Genomic DNA, 14,202 nt, shown 5'->3' on the forward strand with positions numbered 1-14,202 from the left:
ACCTGCTCTACGAGTTGTCGGGCATAGAGTGAAGGCACAAGTTAGTGTGGTATGAACAACCCGACGCAACTATCTTACGCACTTGAAAAGATGAGAAATTGCTTTGAATCAGTTTTTCTGTCATTGACGAGGAATATTACGCAAACCATTCCATAGCGTTTGTCTGTTAGCGCCCAACAATTTGATTGTTCAACTCACTCGCTAAGTCACGCCAGTTTTTTACTTCAGAACGAAAATGTCGCCACTGTTTATCGCTCATGGTTTGGCTGATTTGGGGAATGTACTGGTTGGCTAACGCAATATTGAAATTCACTTTCTCGCTTAACTCAGGACTATAGTAACTCTCTGGTTGCAACAGAAGGCGCATCAAATTTTCATGTAGATAGTGGGGATCATGCTTGTTGTTTAACAGTTGGCGAACAACTTCCAACATTTTATTCCTGTGCTCTTGCCAATGTGGCGTGGTGATTTGCAGTTCACCGGCCCAACGAACCACCAGCGCTTTTTGCTCTGTGTTTAAACGGCCAATCCACTTCTCTAGGCTCTCTTCAATGCGTTCAACATAACGACGCCGACGTTCTTGCTCCGACCAGCCGCCGTATTTTTCATCCAATTCTTGATATTTTTTTGCCAAATTATTCAATAACTCTTGCTCTTGTTTGGCACTGAGGGAAAGTGTTAAAGCATAGATATCTGGAGCAGCTCGCGTGGCGAGCCTTACTGTGTGCTGTTTAATGGCGGCTCGCTGTTTGATAACAAATTCAGCGGACACTTGTGCCGAGGTGACCGTTTCCAACTGTTGTAGTTGTTTGGCGTAGAGCGGCAATTCTTTTTCTTGATGCCAGCGCAGCAATTGCTGCAAGCGTTCGTCCAACATTGCTTCTTGCTCGTTTTCCAATGTCACATAGTCATCGACATATTCGAGCACCACCCAATCGAGGTTGGTGTATAGAAATTTATTGGAGCAGCCTAATAAAATAAAGGCCAAAACAAGATAACTCAACGTCCGCCAAGTGGTTTTATTTCGACCTAAACTTCCACATCCTAGTGTCATCGAACATCCTTTTCTCGCCCAAGCGATGCGTTATACGCGGGTGAATCAGTGACGGTTCACCCGCCACTGATTCTTTTTTCTATGGCACACCGTGGCCTTTAGAAGCCACCCAAACTCGGTACCACTGTTCACGGCTTAGCTCAATTTTCAATGCATTCACGGCACTTTGAACACGTTCAATTTTGCCTGAACCAATGATAGGAATCGGTAGCGACGGTAGCTTTCTCACCCACGCATACACTACTTCATCAATGCTCTGTGCGCCGACTTCTTCGCGAATCGCCTCTAGCTCTTGACGCACGCGACTCTCCTGCTCCCCTTGGCCGGAAAACAGTGCGCCACCACCTAAACACGACCAAGCCATTGGACGAACACGTAACATCTGTAGTTGGTCCAGAGTGCCATCGTGTACTACGTCAAACTGAAGAGGATTGATTTCCACTTGGTTAGTCACCAGCGGCTTACTCAATCGAGATTGAAGCAACTCAAATTGACGGGGAGAGAAGTTCGACACACCGAAGTGCTTCACCTTGCCCACTTTATGCAGCTCACTGAAGGCCTCCGCTACCTCGTCGGCATCCATTAACGCGTCAGGACGATGGATAAGTAGCACATCCAGCTCATCCACCCCTAAACGTTCCAACGAGTTGTTCACTGACTGATAAATATGCGCAGCACTGGTATCGTAATGATTAACCTTACGATCTGGGTGCTTTGCCCCACATAAATTGATGTCGCATTTCGTCACGATTTGAATATCGCTACGTAAGCTTTTGTCTAACGCCAGCGCTTCACCGAATAGGCGTTCACACTCGTATTGTCCATAAATGTCTGCATGGTCAACCGTCGTGATGCCCATTTCGACATGTTGCTTGAGAAATGTTAAACGCTGTTGAGGGGTCATGTTCCATTCAGCCAAACGCCAATAACCTTGAACCAGCTCCGAAAACTCTGGCCCTTGTGGCGCAGTTACAACTTTCGCTACCATTGCGTACTCCTTATTTATCTTGTTAAATCCTAGACTTGTTTTGCCGTCGACTCAACGCGTAAACCCAAGGAATTCGAACTGGAGTACGAATTGATGAGTTTTGCCCAAAGATTAGCCAGCTTAATTGGCCAAGAGAGCGTCAGTGGTTTCGCTCGCCGTGTAGACCTGTCGGAAGCCCTGATTCGCAAGTACCTAAAAGGCACCGAGCCTAGTCTATCCAAAGCCAATCAAATTGCGATGCGAGCCAACTGTTCATTAGAGTGGTTAGCCACAGGCTGCGGCTATCTTTACCGACAAGCAGAAGTCGTTGATGAACAGGCATTTAAAATGGCTTATCAATACGTGACGGGGCAAAAGCTCAACGAACAAGAATGGCCAAACCAACAACAAGTTATTGCTGGCTATCAGTACCTACGTGCGCACAAGAAAGCAGATGGTTTTTTAGATCAAGAAGGTATGGCCGCGTTCATTTCTCGTTCTTCGTTGGCGGCAAAAAACGAGTAATCACCATGGTTATCCATTCGCTATCATGGCTGATTTCGGCTAACACGCTGGGTTGTTGAAGGTGATACTGCGAAGCTGGGAGCCAACGTTGTGTTTGTGAATGCGTTCGGTATTTATTGAGAAAAATGACCAAATTTTTATCAACAAGGTTTCTTTCTTCTTGAGTCTTGGCTTTCGATAATTGCGCTTGCACATCGAATGAGTCACCCGACACGGAAACCTCGGCAATCTGCATCAAATCTTTTCTTAGGTTCAACTGCAATTGCGACCAAGCGATCAAGTCAAACGCTGTTTGCAACATATAGATATTTTTCGAATCCATTAATTGCAACTCTCCAAAGAAAGGTCGCTGATAGTAGGTCAGTTCGTCAACGCAATACCTTTTTTCTACTTCGCTTTGTGAACAGTCAAAAAATGGCGATTCAACAACGGTAGTTTCACTGATCAATGCTATTTCCCCCATAAGACTATGTGAGATAAGCACTGAATATTCAGTCTCTTGAGACAAAATCCGTGAAGAAATTAAAACACTAGCGAGCAAAATTGGAGAAAAGCAATATCTAGACATATTATGAAACATAGGTTCGCTCCTTATATTTATATATCTATCACCTAAAACCACCCAGACATGAGACGGGCAATAAATAAACAACAACACATTCATTAAAATTATTAATTATGCGATAACAAACATTGATAATGTGATATTGCTCCATAAAATCCAGCCTATCTTATAACTAAGGTAGGAAACCATGAAACTAAAATTGTCAGTTTTATCAATAGCATTGTTTGGCTTATACGGTTGTGGCGGCTCAGATTCAAACTCAAGCGCGACAGATTCAGCAACACCACCAACACAAACATATTCATCACTGGTCAAAGCAACCCCTGTACCCACAAACGATTCCATATGTACTTCAGGTGGAATTAAAATAGATCTTGGTCTAGATAAAGATGATTCAAAAATACTTGAAAATGGAGAAGTATTACAAAGCCACACATACTGCAACAGTGGAGTGAAGGTCATAGATGGAGACCTAGTTGTAAACAATGATGCTCTTGTCTCTGTTCTATCTATTGCTAAAAATGACGTTCGATGCAATTTAGGTGGACAATTAGTTATTGCTGGTATTGATGCTGACAATAATAACAAACTAAGTGAGCAAGAAATTTCTGAAGAGCACATTTTATGTAGTGACGGCGAATATATCGCACCTGACATTTTAATCAATGCAATTGTTGCGTCTCCTGCCGTAATACTTCCTAGTGAAACGACAACGATTACAGCCACCATCAGTAACTTAAGTGATAATGATACTCTGACTTGGTACGACAGTGACGATAATATCATTAGCCCAGTGTCAGTCAATCAGCCCCAAGTCATTGCACTTACCGCAGGTAATACATCTGGTGTAATGAGTGCTAAATTAGAAGTAAAAAGAGTCCATCAAGATGGCTCGATCACTTTGCATGCACAAAAAATCAACGTCACCATTGCTGAAGCGCCGAGTAAAACTCAATCCGTGGTGATGGACAATACTCAGGTACTACTCCCTGAAGGCTACTCGACCCAAAACATCACAGGTGATTTTAAAGGAGTGGTTATGTATGGAGAAGTTCCACAGCAAATTCAAAAATCAGGCATACCAACACCAGTAGGTACAGAACTGATTGGCTTTACCAGTGAAAGACCTTCTCTATCACAGGGCTCAACAACAGTTGATATCCTTAACACACTAATGAGGTCATTGAATTCAACATTAGGCTATCGCAACGACGTCACTGAAATATCGAAAAAAACTTTGGTAAATGGCGACATATCTGCTCGCTATAACATTTCCTTAAGTGAAACTAGACAAACTACGGCCTTACTCCAGCTGATTCTACAAACTATCGGAACCAACAAAGTGGGTGGAGTTGTTGACCAGCTCGTCGCCGATAACAACGAAAAAAATACCAACGCATTCCAGTTCGACATTGTGCTTTCGTTCGATGAACAAAAAGATAATGTGGTAATGACGAGTACTCTTATTGCTAAAGAACTCTTTAGTAAATACGAAACACTGATCGATACAACCACCTCTGAAAGTGTTCGTGCGCCAGTAAATGCAACGATCAAAGTACAAAACGATACTATCACTGCTATTGAGCAGACAGTATCAAAAGCAGATTTTCTCTTTGTGATCGATAATTCTGGAAGTATGGGAGATGAACAAGATGAGATCAGTACTCTAACACAAACGTTTCTAGATGAAATTTCTGCTTCAGGTCTCGATTATAAAGTGGGAACAATTACAACTGATAATGACTCTCTAAGAGGGAATGGATTTACTCACGAGCCTGAGCAAATTGCCTTAGACTTTAAACCCGGAACAAACGGTAGCGGATACGAAAGAGGTATCTATTTTGCAGAAATGGCTTTAGCTCCAACTACAGGAACTGTTGCCGTTGCGGGTTACCCTCGAGCAGGAGCCTCTCTGTCAGTTATCATTATGAGTGATGAAGAAAGTCAATATCCGACAAGAGATTTTGACGTCAATAACAATCTGTTTGTAGATAATGGCTATCGTGTGTATTCCATAGTTGATCCAAGTGATGCTCGTGTTAGTCAATATGATGACTTATCTCAAACAAGCCTCGGTTTGGTTCTCAATATCAATGAGAAAACCGAGTACAAACAGTTTATGACCGATATTGCGAACAATGCTGGAGCGTCAACTGTGGGGTATAAACTCGGGATAAACGACGCAAGTAAAGTCATTTCCACGTCTCTTTCAGTTAAAGTCGATGGTGTAGAAGTAACCCGAGACAAAGTAAACGGTTGGACTTATTATCCTCAAACAAACAGTATTAGCTTCCGCGGAACGGCTATTCCAGCAGCAGGAGCTGAGATTGTCATCGCCTACAACTATATTCAACTCTAAAATTAATAAGGCGCACCTAGCAGTGCGCCTTTACCTCGTTACTCAATCGTGAGTCTGCGATTTGGGATTACTATAGATGCATCCCTGACAAAAAACGAGGAACTACAGTAGAGTTTTGATTCCATCCAAATTGTGTGTAAAACCTCAAATCCCTCCTTATCGAGCAGCATGTTGCTTTACGATTTAAGTGTGGTTCAGATTGGCGAATTTGCAAGTGATACACCTGTTTATTAATGATACCTCCATCACATTTAGTGCATCGTTAAATACGATTTCTGCAAAGCTAATTTGCATCTTTACTGATTAAGGCGTAACAGTGGTCAGGCTTATAATTCGTGCTTCAACTATTCGTGTCGGAGAAGGTAAATGACCAAACGTGAGAGAATCATTCAGTCCGTATTAGTAAAAGTACCCAAGGACGCGATTAATCAGTTTCTCTCACACGGATCAACCCCGATTTCTGTGCTCTTCCTTGCGGCACTGGTTGGCGTATTGGCAGGACTGGTTGGAACCTATTTCGAAATCGCCGTGCATTTTGTTTCTGAGACTCGGACGGAGTGGTTAAAGAGTGAAATTGGTCATTTGTTGCCCCTTTGGCTTGCGGCAATTTTGATCAGTGCAGCGCTTGCATTTGTGGGGTATTTTCTGGTTCATCGCTTTGCGCCAGAGGCAGCTGGCTCAGGTATCCCAGAAATCGAGGGGGCGATGGACAATATCCGCCCTGTCAGATGGTGGCGAGTCATCCCCGTGAAGTTTTTTGGCGGCATGGGGGCTCTGGGTTCAGGAATGGTGCTGGGCCGAGAAGGGCCTACTGTTCAGATGGGCGGCGCCGTTGGTCGCATGGTCACGGATATTTTCCGAGTGAAAGATGACGACACTCGCCACTCTTTACTTGCGTCAGGGGCGGCAGGTGGTTTGGCCGCCGCGTTTAATGCTCCTCTTGCGGGGATCATGTTCGTGGTCGAAGAGATGCGCCCACAATTTCGTTACTCGCTGATCTCTATTCGAGCCGTGATTATTTCTGCGGTCATGGCCAACATCGTGTTTCGTGCCATCAACGGCCAAGATGCGGTCATTACCATGCCGCAATATCAACCACCCGAGCTAAAAGCTTTGTGGCTCTTTTTGTTATTGGGCGGACTATTTGGCGTTTTTGGTGTGCTGTTCAATAAACTGGTGACTGTTGCACAAGACGCCTTCGTTGCCTTGCACAAAAATGATCGCAAACGCTATTTGATCACCGGAACCTGTCTTGGTGGCATCTTTGGTTTGCTGTTGCTGTATGTTCCCGAGTTGACGGGCGGCGGCATTCATCTTATTCCAGACGTCACTAACGGCAACTACAGCGTTTCTCTGCTGGTGATGCTCTTTGTTGGACGAGTGTTGACCACTTTAATCTGTTTTGGCTCAGGTGCACCCGGCGGGATTTTTGCGCCTATGTTGGCATTGGGCACGCTGTTTGGCTATGCATTTGGTGCCACAGCGAAAATTCTACTTCCCGATCTTCCCATCGAGCCGGGCATGTTCGCCATTGCGGGTATGGGCGCTTTGTTCGCCGCCACGGTTCGCGCTCCGATTACGGGAATTCTGCTCGTGATTGAAATGACCAACAACTATTACCTCATTTTGCCACTGATCATTACCAGTCTCGGCGCGGTAATCTGTGCGCAAATTTGTGGCGGTAAACCTATCTATAGCCAGCTTCTACACAGAACCATCAAGAACGATAAGTTACGTCAGCAAGATCTGCCAGAGCAACAAAACTCGTAAAGATTCCTCACTAATAATGCATCGGGATAAATGACTTTATCCCGATTTTTTGCGCTGAATTCGATTTTTTCCAAGCAACAACCACACAAAGTTGATACCATCCCTGAGCCCATTTTTCTCATGCGCATCTGATTTCTTGAATGCACGGTTAAATGGTGCTGATTCTTCTATTAAGTCATGGTTAAGTGGTGCTGATTCTTCTATTAAGTCATGGTTAAGTGGGAACGGATCCTCACTCAAAAAAGGTAGTGCGTCGAATTGAGGTTAAATTCGCAAATGGAATTTTCGCTGAATTGGAGAAGGCTAGTTCAAGTCCAAAGTGTTCCCCCTTCTCAAGCTGCATTAGCGTTGGGCATGATTGGTTTGGGTCAAGCTTGGGCGCTCTATTTACCAGAAGTTGGCGTACCTATTCGTCCTTTCCTTGCGGCTTTTGGTGCGATATTACTCTTACCTGTATTGGCCAAATACGCCACCAACGCTAAAACCTTTCTCAACGATATTCGTCATCCTTTGAGTGGAAGTTTGATGGCTCCGATGAGTATGGCGCTGTTGGTGTTGTGTGATTATTTGGCGGTCGTATCTCCGTTGATCGCCTACCCTCTTTGGTTTATGGCGGTTTTGCTGCACTTTACCATGATGGTGCTGTTTTTCAGTTTCCAAATCATGAATTTCAAGATGTCCAATATTGTGCCAAGCTGGTTCCTCTATCCTGTGGGATTGATTAGCAGCTCATTGGCTGGTTCTCAATTTGGACACAATGTCTTTTCAGAAACACTGGCTATGGTCTGCATTGGGATCTATTTCTTCCTACTGCCTCTGGTTCTCTACCGATTGGTGTTTTTTGGCTCTCTGCCTAAACGAGCAAGGCCAACATTAGCCATCATGGCCGCTCCGGTTAACCTTTCGCTAGCCGCATACTTGGTGAACTTCAAAGAGCCAGACCCTATCCTCACAGGCGCTTTAGCGGGCATTGCCATTACCATGACTCTGCTGATTTACCTGTGCTACATTCGATTACTGAGATTGAAGTTCCAACCCTCCATCGCGGCCGTTACCTTCCCATCGGTGATCAGTGCCATTGCGATGCATCGCTTAACCGCATTTTTTGCCGAGTCCCACCCTCAATGGGCATGGCTGCATGATTTTGGCTTTCTTGAACTGAGCATTGCCACCGTGCTTGTTGTGTGGGTATCTGCTGGCTACGTTAAGATGTATTGGCCTGAGGTGTTCAACAAAAATCCAATATAATGATGGCCTCATTTGAGGCCATTCGCTATTTACCTAAGTCCCTCTAGCTAACAAACTTCGCGATGAAGTTGCCGATGTTCGTTAAACTGGATGCCCCCATTACGATAACAATCGCTACGCCCGTCAACGTCAAGTACATCGGATGTTGGTAGTCCCCCACAATATCTTTGCGTCTTGTTGCCAACAAAACGGTCCCCAGTACAACAGGGAGAATAATGCTATTCACTAAACCTGCCAGCATCAGCAGAAGAATAGGCATATCCATGCATACGGTGCCAAGTGAGGTTAGAACAATGAAACCCACACACCATGATTTTTCGTTTCTTGCGACAAACGGGAACAGCGTCTTAATCAGTGAGATCGCCATGTACGAGTTGCCAACCACCGATGTGATTGAAGCGACGAACAGAACCAAACCAAAGATGAAGTAGCCGAGTTGACCAGCGCCTTGTCGAAAAGCATCAGCAGCGGGGTTCGCCGTGTCCAATGTCGCACCTGTTGCGATAACACCAAATACCGCCAAAAATAGCAGAATTCGGATAACCACTGCGATAGAAATGCCCGCCCACGCCGTTGATGTAATAGACGGTACATTTTCTTTGCCCTTCAAGCCAATATCGACCAAACGTTGAGCACCTGTGTAGTAACCGCCAACAGCACCACCAACAATAGTCAGTGTAGGCAGTAGCAAACTGCCGATATCCGTAGGCATCACCGCGGCACTTAGGGTTTCCCCCATTGGTGGTAGGCTTGTCATGGCAACATACGCAATCAGCACAATCATAAACAAGCCAAGGTATCGCGCCATTTGGTCCATTCGTTTGGAAGCGTTATGCACCACAAATAGCAAGCAACCGATCAATCCCGTAAACAGAGCTCCCCACGTCGTGTCTACGCCCGTTAACACATTGATGCCCAATGCAGCACCACTGACGTTACCAAAGTTAAACGCCACAGCGCCAAGCGCAAGGAGAACACCTACGCCATACCCCATCCCCGGCGCCACTTTGTTCGCAATATCTTGGATACGCAGGCCAGAAACACCAACAATACGCCATAAGTTCATGACGATACCAAAGGTGATAAAGATCGAAGCCAAAACGGGAAACGCCATGTCGACTTTGTAGAGGTTGGTGAAGACAGCGGTTTGAGTTAAAAAGCCGGGGCCAACAGACGTCGTCGCCATCAAAAACGCGACACTTAGCATGGCTTTCTTTTGCCAATGGTTTTCGGGTACTTGAGTAGAAATAGAGGAAGTGATGATAGTGCTTTGTGTCGTCATGCTGGTTCTCAAATTTGTTGTCTTTCTATTATTAGAAAAATAGAAAGACAACTGACCGAGATCAGCTGAACTTAGCGTGGTATTTCTTTTAAAACAAACAATTACAAGTTGTAGTCGTTCATTGGGCGCACATACTAAAAGCAACGAATGTGACTGTCAACACGCAATTCCATAAATATTTATATTGCTGCTTGCTTAACGATTAACTCAATACAAAAAAGGATGGCATTTCGCCATCCTTTATCAAACTGAGTGTTCACTTGCATTAACGCAGACCGTGCAGAAACTCGGCTCGTGTCGCTGGGTTACTCTTAAAAATGCCACCCAATGCGGTTGTGGTGGTTTCACTGGTCGCGTCCATCACGCCGCGAGACTTCACGCAATAGTGTGTTGCGTCGATGGTTACCGCAACGTCATCCGATTCGAGTAAGGTTTGCAACGCCACTAGAATCTGTTGTGTCATGCGCTCTTGCACCTGAGGGCGTTGCGCAAAGAAACGAACAATGCGGTTGATCTTAGATAAACCAATGATTTTTCCGCGAGGAATATAGGCCACTGCCGCTTTGCCATCGATGGTCACCAAATGATGCTCGCAGGTGCTGGTTAAGGTGATCTCTTTCACTCGAACCATCTCGCTGACGTTCATCTTATTTTCAATCACCGTGATCTTAGGGAAGTTCTGATAATCAAGGCCGGAAAAAACTTCGTCGACGTACATTTTAGCAATGCGTCTTGGCGTCTCTTCCAAACTATCGTCGGTCAGATCCAGTTCAAGCAAAGAAAGGATCTCACGCATGTGGTGTTCGATTTTCTCTTTCTTTTCTTCACGACTGAATTGGTTCGGCACCATCGGCGTTTCCAAACCGCGCTTTTCTAACGCTTGTTTAACCAGTTGGGCGGATTCGCTAAGACCTGACATTCCACTTCCTCTTACATCTCAAGACTCTCATAAAGGGAAGAATACCCCTTTAGGATGGCTGACAAGGATACTCGGATTTTTGAATAATTACACCCATATTTTACTGAGGGTCATTCGTGCCACTCATCGATTTGTGCTAAAGTGCGCTAAAACCATAATTCAACGGAAATTCAATATGGGCTGTTGTGATGCACCTGGCTTAATGCCAATTGAAGATGCGATGGAAAAAATGCTTTCCCGCATTAAACCGATTCAAACAACGTTAAAACTACCGCTTGCTGAAGCGCTTGGTTATGTCTTAGCTGAAGATATTCTTTCCCCTATTAACGTGCCTCCTTTTGATAACTCTGCAATGGATGGATACGCGATTCGCATTGCCGATTTAGAGCACAACCAACCACTACCGCTTGCGGGCAAGTCATTTGCAGGCCAGCCTTTTGACGGGGAATGGCCGCAAAATAGCTGCATTCGCATCATGACAGGCGCAAAAATCCCGGCAGGCTGTGACGCCGTCATCATGCAGGAAAACACCGAAGTAAGCGACGAAGGTATTGTCATCCAACAGTGCCAGATTAAGCCGAACGAAAACATTCGACCAACAGGCGACGATATCCAAGCGGGTGACTTAGTCTTGGCCCAAGGGGCTCGCCTCACGCCTCGTGATATTCCAATGATTGCTTCTTTAGGCATCAGCCACGTCACAGTGGTCAGAAAACCACGTGTTGCTTTCTTTTCTACTGGTGACGAGCTCAAATCGCTCGGTGAACCACTATTGGAAGGTCAGATCTACGATAGCAACCGCTACGGCATTAAGCCGCTAATTGAAAACTTTGGCTGCGAAGCCATCGACCTCGGCATCATTCCTGATTGCCCTGAAACATTGAAAGCCACCTTCGAAAAAGCCCAATCACTAGCGGATGTGGTAGTGACTTCTGGTGGCGTAAGCGTGGGCGAAGCCGACTACACCAAAGACATTTTGGAACAGCTAGGCGAAATCGGTTTTTGGAAACTTGCGATCAAGCCGGGTAAACCCTTTGCTTTTGGCAAACTCAGCACCGCGTGGTTCTGCGGTCTGCCAGGTAACCCCGTTTCAGCCGTTTTAACTATGTATGTTTTGGTTCAGCCGATGCTGGCCAAATTGGCGGGCCATTCGCAATGGAAAGCTCCGGAGTCTATCCCTGCCACAACACGTACGGCATTTAAAAAGGCACCCGGCCGTACCGACTACCAACGCGGTATTTACACCATTGAAAATGGTCAGTTCTTTGTCGAAACGACAGGAAATCAAAGCTCCGGCGCGTTTCGTTCAATGAGCTTGGCAAATTGTTTTGTGGTTTTAGAGCGAGAGCGTGGACGTGTTGAAGTCGGTGAAACCGTCAATATCGAATTGTTTAACTCAACCCTGTTTTAGGAGCTGAAGGTGGAGATTCTTTCCGATAAGGAAATGCTGCGCTATAACCGCCAAATCATCCTACGTCAGTTTGATTTTGAAGGCCAAGAAGCTCTCAAACAAAGTTCCATCTTAATTTTGGGTGCTGGTGGTCTTGGCTGCGCTGCGAGTCAATATCTGGCGACAGCGGGTGTCGGCAAGCTGACATTGATTGACGACGATATTGTTGAGTTGTCGAATTTGCAGCGCCAAGTCTTGCATCACGATGCTGATATTGGGCGTAAAAAAGTCGAGTCCGCCGCTCAGTCGCTACGAGAGCTGAATCCTCACATTGAAGTGGTAACGGTGGCGCAGCGTCTTAGCGACTCTGAGCTTGAAACTTTGATTAAAAACCACAGCTTAGTGTTGGATGCCAGTGACAACGTGGAGACACGCAATCAATTGAATCGCCTCTGCTTTGCGACCAAAACGCCATTGGTATCCGGCGCTGCGATTCGCATGGAAGGTCAGGTGAGTGTTTTTACCTATCAAAACGCTAACGAGCCTTGCTATCAATGTCTTAGCGCACTGTTTGGCTCAAATGCGCTGAGTTGTGTCGAAGCGGGGGTCATGGCACCTGTCGTTGGCATCATAGGCGCCGTACAAGCCATGGAAGCGATTAAAGTGTTGGCTCACTTTGGTACCCCCAAAAGCGGTAAAATTTTGATCCTTGACGCCATGACGATGTCTTGGCGAGAAATGAATCTCATGAAACTGCCCGCTTGCCCAGTGTGCAACGATGATTCACAACGCACCAGCCAGACTTGATTGAAAGGCCCTCTTCTATTGTCGAGGGCTTTTTTTTAACGCTCCACTTGTGCCGTGGTTGCGATGGAAGGAAATGGTTACAACGGAAGGAAATTGTTTTATCTTGGCCCTAAACGCTAATAACCAATTGTTTTGACGAGCATTCGATGAGACCACTCATAAAAGGATTTGGATTACTGTTGTCAGGCATCGTTTTGCTTCTGTTGCTGCAACACCTGCTCAGAGATAAGCCGGACAATGAGAGGCTTCACGCAATACTGCTTAGCAATACGTTAACTCAATCTTTAGATGGGCATCGACGTTATTTAACGGTCAAGCTCCCCGATTCCAGCGTGCTGAGATTGACGGTCAAACCCGACAATAATTGTCAGCCACCTGCGCAAGTGCTTTTAGCCAAAGGAACAAATGCGCTCACCGAGCAACCTAGCTATCACTTTATCGAATGCCAGAAACCATAAGGAAATCACTCTATGTCCCCGCTTATTTCTGCCAGTGAACTGAATGAGATTAAACATCAAAAAAATTTGGTCATTTTAGATGCCAGCATGGAGTTCACGATCCCCAATGCTGAACCTAAGATTTTCGGCAAGGTCATCCCTGGTGCTCGTCGATTCGATTACGACCACGAGTTCTGCGATCTTTCCAGTACTTTGCCTCATATGATGCCCGATCAAGCAACCTTCAATGCTAAAGCACAACAGATCGGTCTAAACAATGATAGCCATATCGTGGTCTACGATAACGCGGGAACTTACGCCTCGCCAAGAGCTTGGTGGATGCTAAAAGCGATGGGACATCATAACGTTCAAGTGCTCAATGGTGGCCTGAAAGCGTGGATTGACGCAGGCTTTGAAACCCAAGACAACTTTGAAGCAGTATCACAGATTGGTACATTCAATGGACAAATCGATCCAGATTATTTCTTAAATGCCGATATTGTTCTGAAGCACAGTAATTTGCGCTCCGCCTCAATTGTCGATGCACGATCTATGGAACGGTTTTTAGCTCAGGTCCCAGAGCCCAGAGAAGGTATACGCAGTGGCCACATTCCGGGTTCCCTGTGTTTGCCGTTTTCACAACTGATGGACAAAGGCCATATTAAACCTTTGTCTGGTTTGCAAGAGGCTTTCGAGTCGCTACCATTAGACCAGAGTAAACCGATCATTTTCAGTTGTGGCTCGGGGGTCACTGCATGCATTTTGTTATTAGGCGCATACCTAATCGGTTACAAAAATTTGTCTGTCTACGACGGTTCATGGACGGAATGGGGAGCCAACCCTCAATTACCTATTGAACCTTAACGAAGACAGCGTCAA

Annotated in this window: 13 protein-coding genes; 8 read left to right on the forward strand and 5 right to left on the reverse strand. The window is 45.5% G+C overall.

Annotation, left to right across the window (positions count from 1 at the left end):
• Positions 1 to 166 precede the first annotated feature (166 nt).
• Together VV1_RS17645 and VV1_RS17650 are read right to left on the reverse strand one after the other, a co-directional pair.
• Entirely contained in the window at positions 167 to 1,054 is an 888-nt protein-coding gene (locus tag VV1_RS17645; RefSeq protein WP_011081480.1) for a DUF6279 family lipoprotein, read from the reverse strand.
• Positions 1,055 to 1,133: 79 nt separating this feature from the next.
• Positions 1,134 to 2,042, reverse strand: coding sequence for an aldo/keto reductase (locus VV1_RS17650; protein ID WP_011081481.1), 909 nt, complete (start codon positions 2,040 to 2,042; stop codon positions 1,134 to 1,136).
• Positions 2,043 to 2,135: 93 nt separating this feature from the next.
• On the opposite strand from VV1_RS17650, the gene VV1_RS17655 reads away from it, so the two are divergent.
• On the forward strand, positions 2,136 to 2,546 hold the full coding sequence (locus tag VV1_RS17655; protein ID WP_011081482.1) for a DNA-binding protein: 411 nt from the start codon (positions 2,136 to 2,138) through the stop codon (positions 2,544 to 2,546).
• Here VV1_RS17655 and VV1_RS17660 read toward each other — a convergent pair.
• The gene (locus VV1_RS17660; RefSeq protein WP_086016962.1) at positions 2,509 to 3,126 is read right to left on the reverse strand and encodes a hypothetical protein; all 618 of its coding nucleotides are present in this window, start codon (positions 3,124 to 3,126) and stop codon (positions 2,509 to 2,511) included. The two genes, VV1_RS17655 and VV1_RS17660, sit on opposite strands and share 38 nt — an antisense overlap.
• A gap of 172 nt (positions 3,127 to 3,298) precedes the next feature.
• On the opposite strand from VV1_RS17660, the gene VV1_RS17665 reads away from it, so the two are divergent.
• The 3 genes from VV1_RS17665 to VV1_RS17675 all read left to right on the forward strand — a co-directional run bounded on the left by VV1_RS17665 (position 3,299) and on the right by VV1_RS17675 (position 8,488).
• A complete protein-coding gene (locus tag VV1_RS17665; RefSeq protein WP_015728089.1) occupies positions 3,299 to 5,470 on the forward strand; it encodes a vWA domain-containing protein in 2,172 nt (723 codons plus the stop codon).
• Positions 5,471 to 5,836: 366 nt separating this feature from the next.
• Positions 5,837 to 7,240, forward strand: coding sequence for a H(+)/Cl(-) exchange transporter ClcA (gene clcA, locus VV1_RS17670; protein ID WP_011081486.1), 1,404 nt, complete (start codon positions 5,837 to 5,839; stop codon positions 7,238 to 7,240).
• A 288-nt stretch (positions 7,241 to 7,528) separates the two neighbouring features.
• Positions 7,529 to 8,488 (forward strand): TDT family transporter, encoded by a 960-nt coding sequence (locus VV1_RS17675; RefSeq protein WP_086016902.1) that lies wholly within the window; start codon positions 7,529 to 7,531, stop codon positions 8,486 to 8,488.
• A gap of 43 nt (positions 8,489 to 8,531) precedes the next feature.
• Here VV1_RS17675 and VV1_RS17680 read toward each other — a convergent pair whose 3' ends face one another.
• Together VV1_RS17680 and folE are read right to left on the reverse strand one after the other, a co-directional pair.
• Complete coding sequence (locus VV1_RS17680) at positions 8,532 to 9,770, reverse strand: NRAMP family divalent metal transporter (RefSeq protein WP_011081488.1); 1,239 nt, start codon at positions 9,768 to 9,770, stop codon at positions 8,532 to 8,534.
• 265 nt (positions 9,771 to 10,035) lie between these two features.
• Complete coding sequence (gene folE, locus VV1_RS17685; protein WP_011081489.1) at positions 10,036 to 10,689, reverse strand: GTP cyclohydrolase I FolE; 654 nt, start codon at positions 10,687 to 10,689, stop codon at positions 10,036 to 10,038.
• A 175-nt stretch (positions 10,690 to 10,864) separates the two neighbouring features.
• On the opposite strand from folE, the gene moeA reads away from it, so the two are divergent.
• The 4 genes from moeA to VV1_RS17700 all read left to right on the forward strand — a co-directional run bounded on the left by moeA (position 10,865) and on the right by VV1_RS17700 (position 14,187).
• A complete protein-coding gene (gene moeA / locus VV1_RS17690) occupies positions 10,865 to 12,100 on the forward strand; it encodes a molybdopterin molybdotransferase MoeA (RefSeq protein WP_011081490.1) in 1,236 nt (411 codons plus the stop codon).
• A gap of 9 nt (positions 12,101 to 12,109) precedes the next feature.
• Entirely contained in the window at positions 12,110 to 12,886 is a 777-nt protein-coding gene (moeB, locus tag VV1_RS17695; RefSeq protein WP_011081491.1) for a molybdopterin-synthase adenylyltransferase MoeB, read from the forward strand.
• A 146-nt stretch (positions 12,887 to 13,032) separates the two neighbouring features.
• Positions 13,033 to 13,344, forward strand: a complete 312-nt coding sequence (locus VV1_RS24035; RefSeq protein ID WP_011081492.1) for a hypothetical protein — start codon at positions 13,033 to 13,035, stop codon at positions 13,342 to 13,344.
• 12 nt (positions 13,345 to 13,356) lie between these two features.
• Positions 13,357 to 14,187 (forward strand): sulfurtransferase, encoded by an 831-nt coding sequence (locus tag VV1_RS17700; protein WP_011081493.1) that lies wholly within the window; start codon positions 13,357 to 13,359, stop codon positions 14,185 to 14,187.
• Positions 14,188 to 14,202 lie beyond the last annotated feature (15 nt).

The sequence above is a fragment of the Vibrio vulnificus CMCP6 genome (genome assembly GCF_000039765.1).
Taxonomy (GTDB): Bacteria; Pseudomonadota; Gammaproteobacteria; order Enterobacterales; family Vibrionaceae; genus Vibrio; species Vibrio vulnificus_B.

What these genes read in the sequence shown, in the direction of transcription:
- VV1_RS17645 (WP_011081480.1), bottom strand. Translation starts at nt 1,054, where the DNA reads ATGACACTAGGATGTGGAAGTTTAGGTCGAAATAAAACCACTTGGCGG.
- VV1_RS17650 (WP_011081481.1), bottom strand. Translation starts at nt 2,042, where the DNA reads ATGGTAGCGAAAGTTGTAACTGCGCCACAAGGGCCAGAGTTTTCGGAG.
- VV1_RS17655 (WP_011081482.1), top strand. Translation starts at nt 2,136, where the DNA reads ATGAGTTTTGCCCAAAGATTAGCCAGCTTAATTGGCCAAGAGAGCGTC.
- VV1_RS17660 (WP_086016962.1), bottom strand. Translation starts at nt 3,126, where the DNA reads ATGTTTCATAATATGTCTAGATATTGCTTTTCTCCAATTTTGCTCGCT.
- VV1_RS17665 (WP_015728089.1), top strand. Translation starts at nt 3,299, where the DNA reads ATGAAACTAAAATTGTCAGTTTTATCAATAGCATTGTTTGGCTTATAC.
- clcA (WP_011081486.1), top strand. Translation starts at nt 5,837, where the DNA reads ATGACCAAACGTGAGAGAATCATTCAGTCCGTATTAGTAAAAGTACCC.
- VV1_RS17680 (WP_011081488.1), bottom strand. Translation starts at nt 9,770, where the DNA reads ATGACGACACAAAGCACTATCATCACTTCCTCTATTTCTACTCAAGTA.
- folE (WP_011081489.1), bottom strand. Translation starts at nt 10,689, where the DNA reads ATGTCAGGTCTTAGCGAATCCGCCCAACTGGTTAAACAAGCGTTAGAA.
- moeA (WP_011081490.1), top strand. Translation starts at nt 10,865, where the DNA reads ATGGGCTGTTGTGATGCACCTGGCTTAATGCCAATTGAAGATGCGATG.
- VV1_RS24035 (WP_011081492.1), top strand. Translation starts at nt 13,033, where the DNA reads ATGAGACCACTCATAAAAGGATTTGGATTACTGTTGTCAGGCATCGTT.
- VV1_RS17700 (WP_011081493.1), top strand. Translation starts at nt 13,357, where the DNA reads ATGTCCCCGCTTATTTCTGCCAGTGAACTGAATGAGATTAAACATCAA.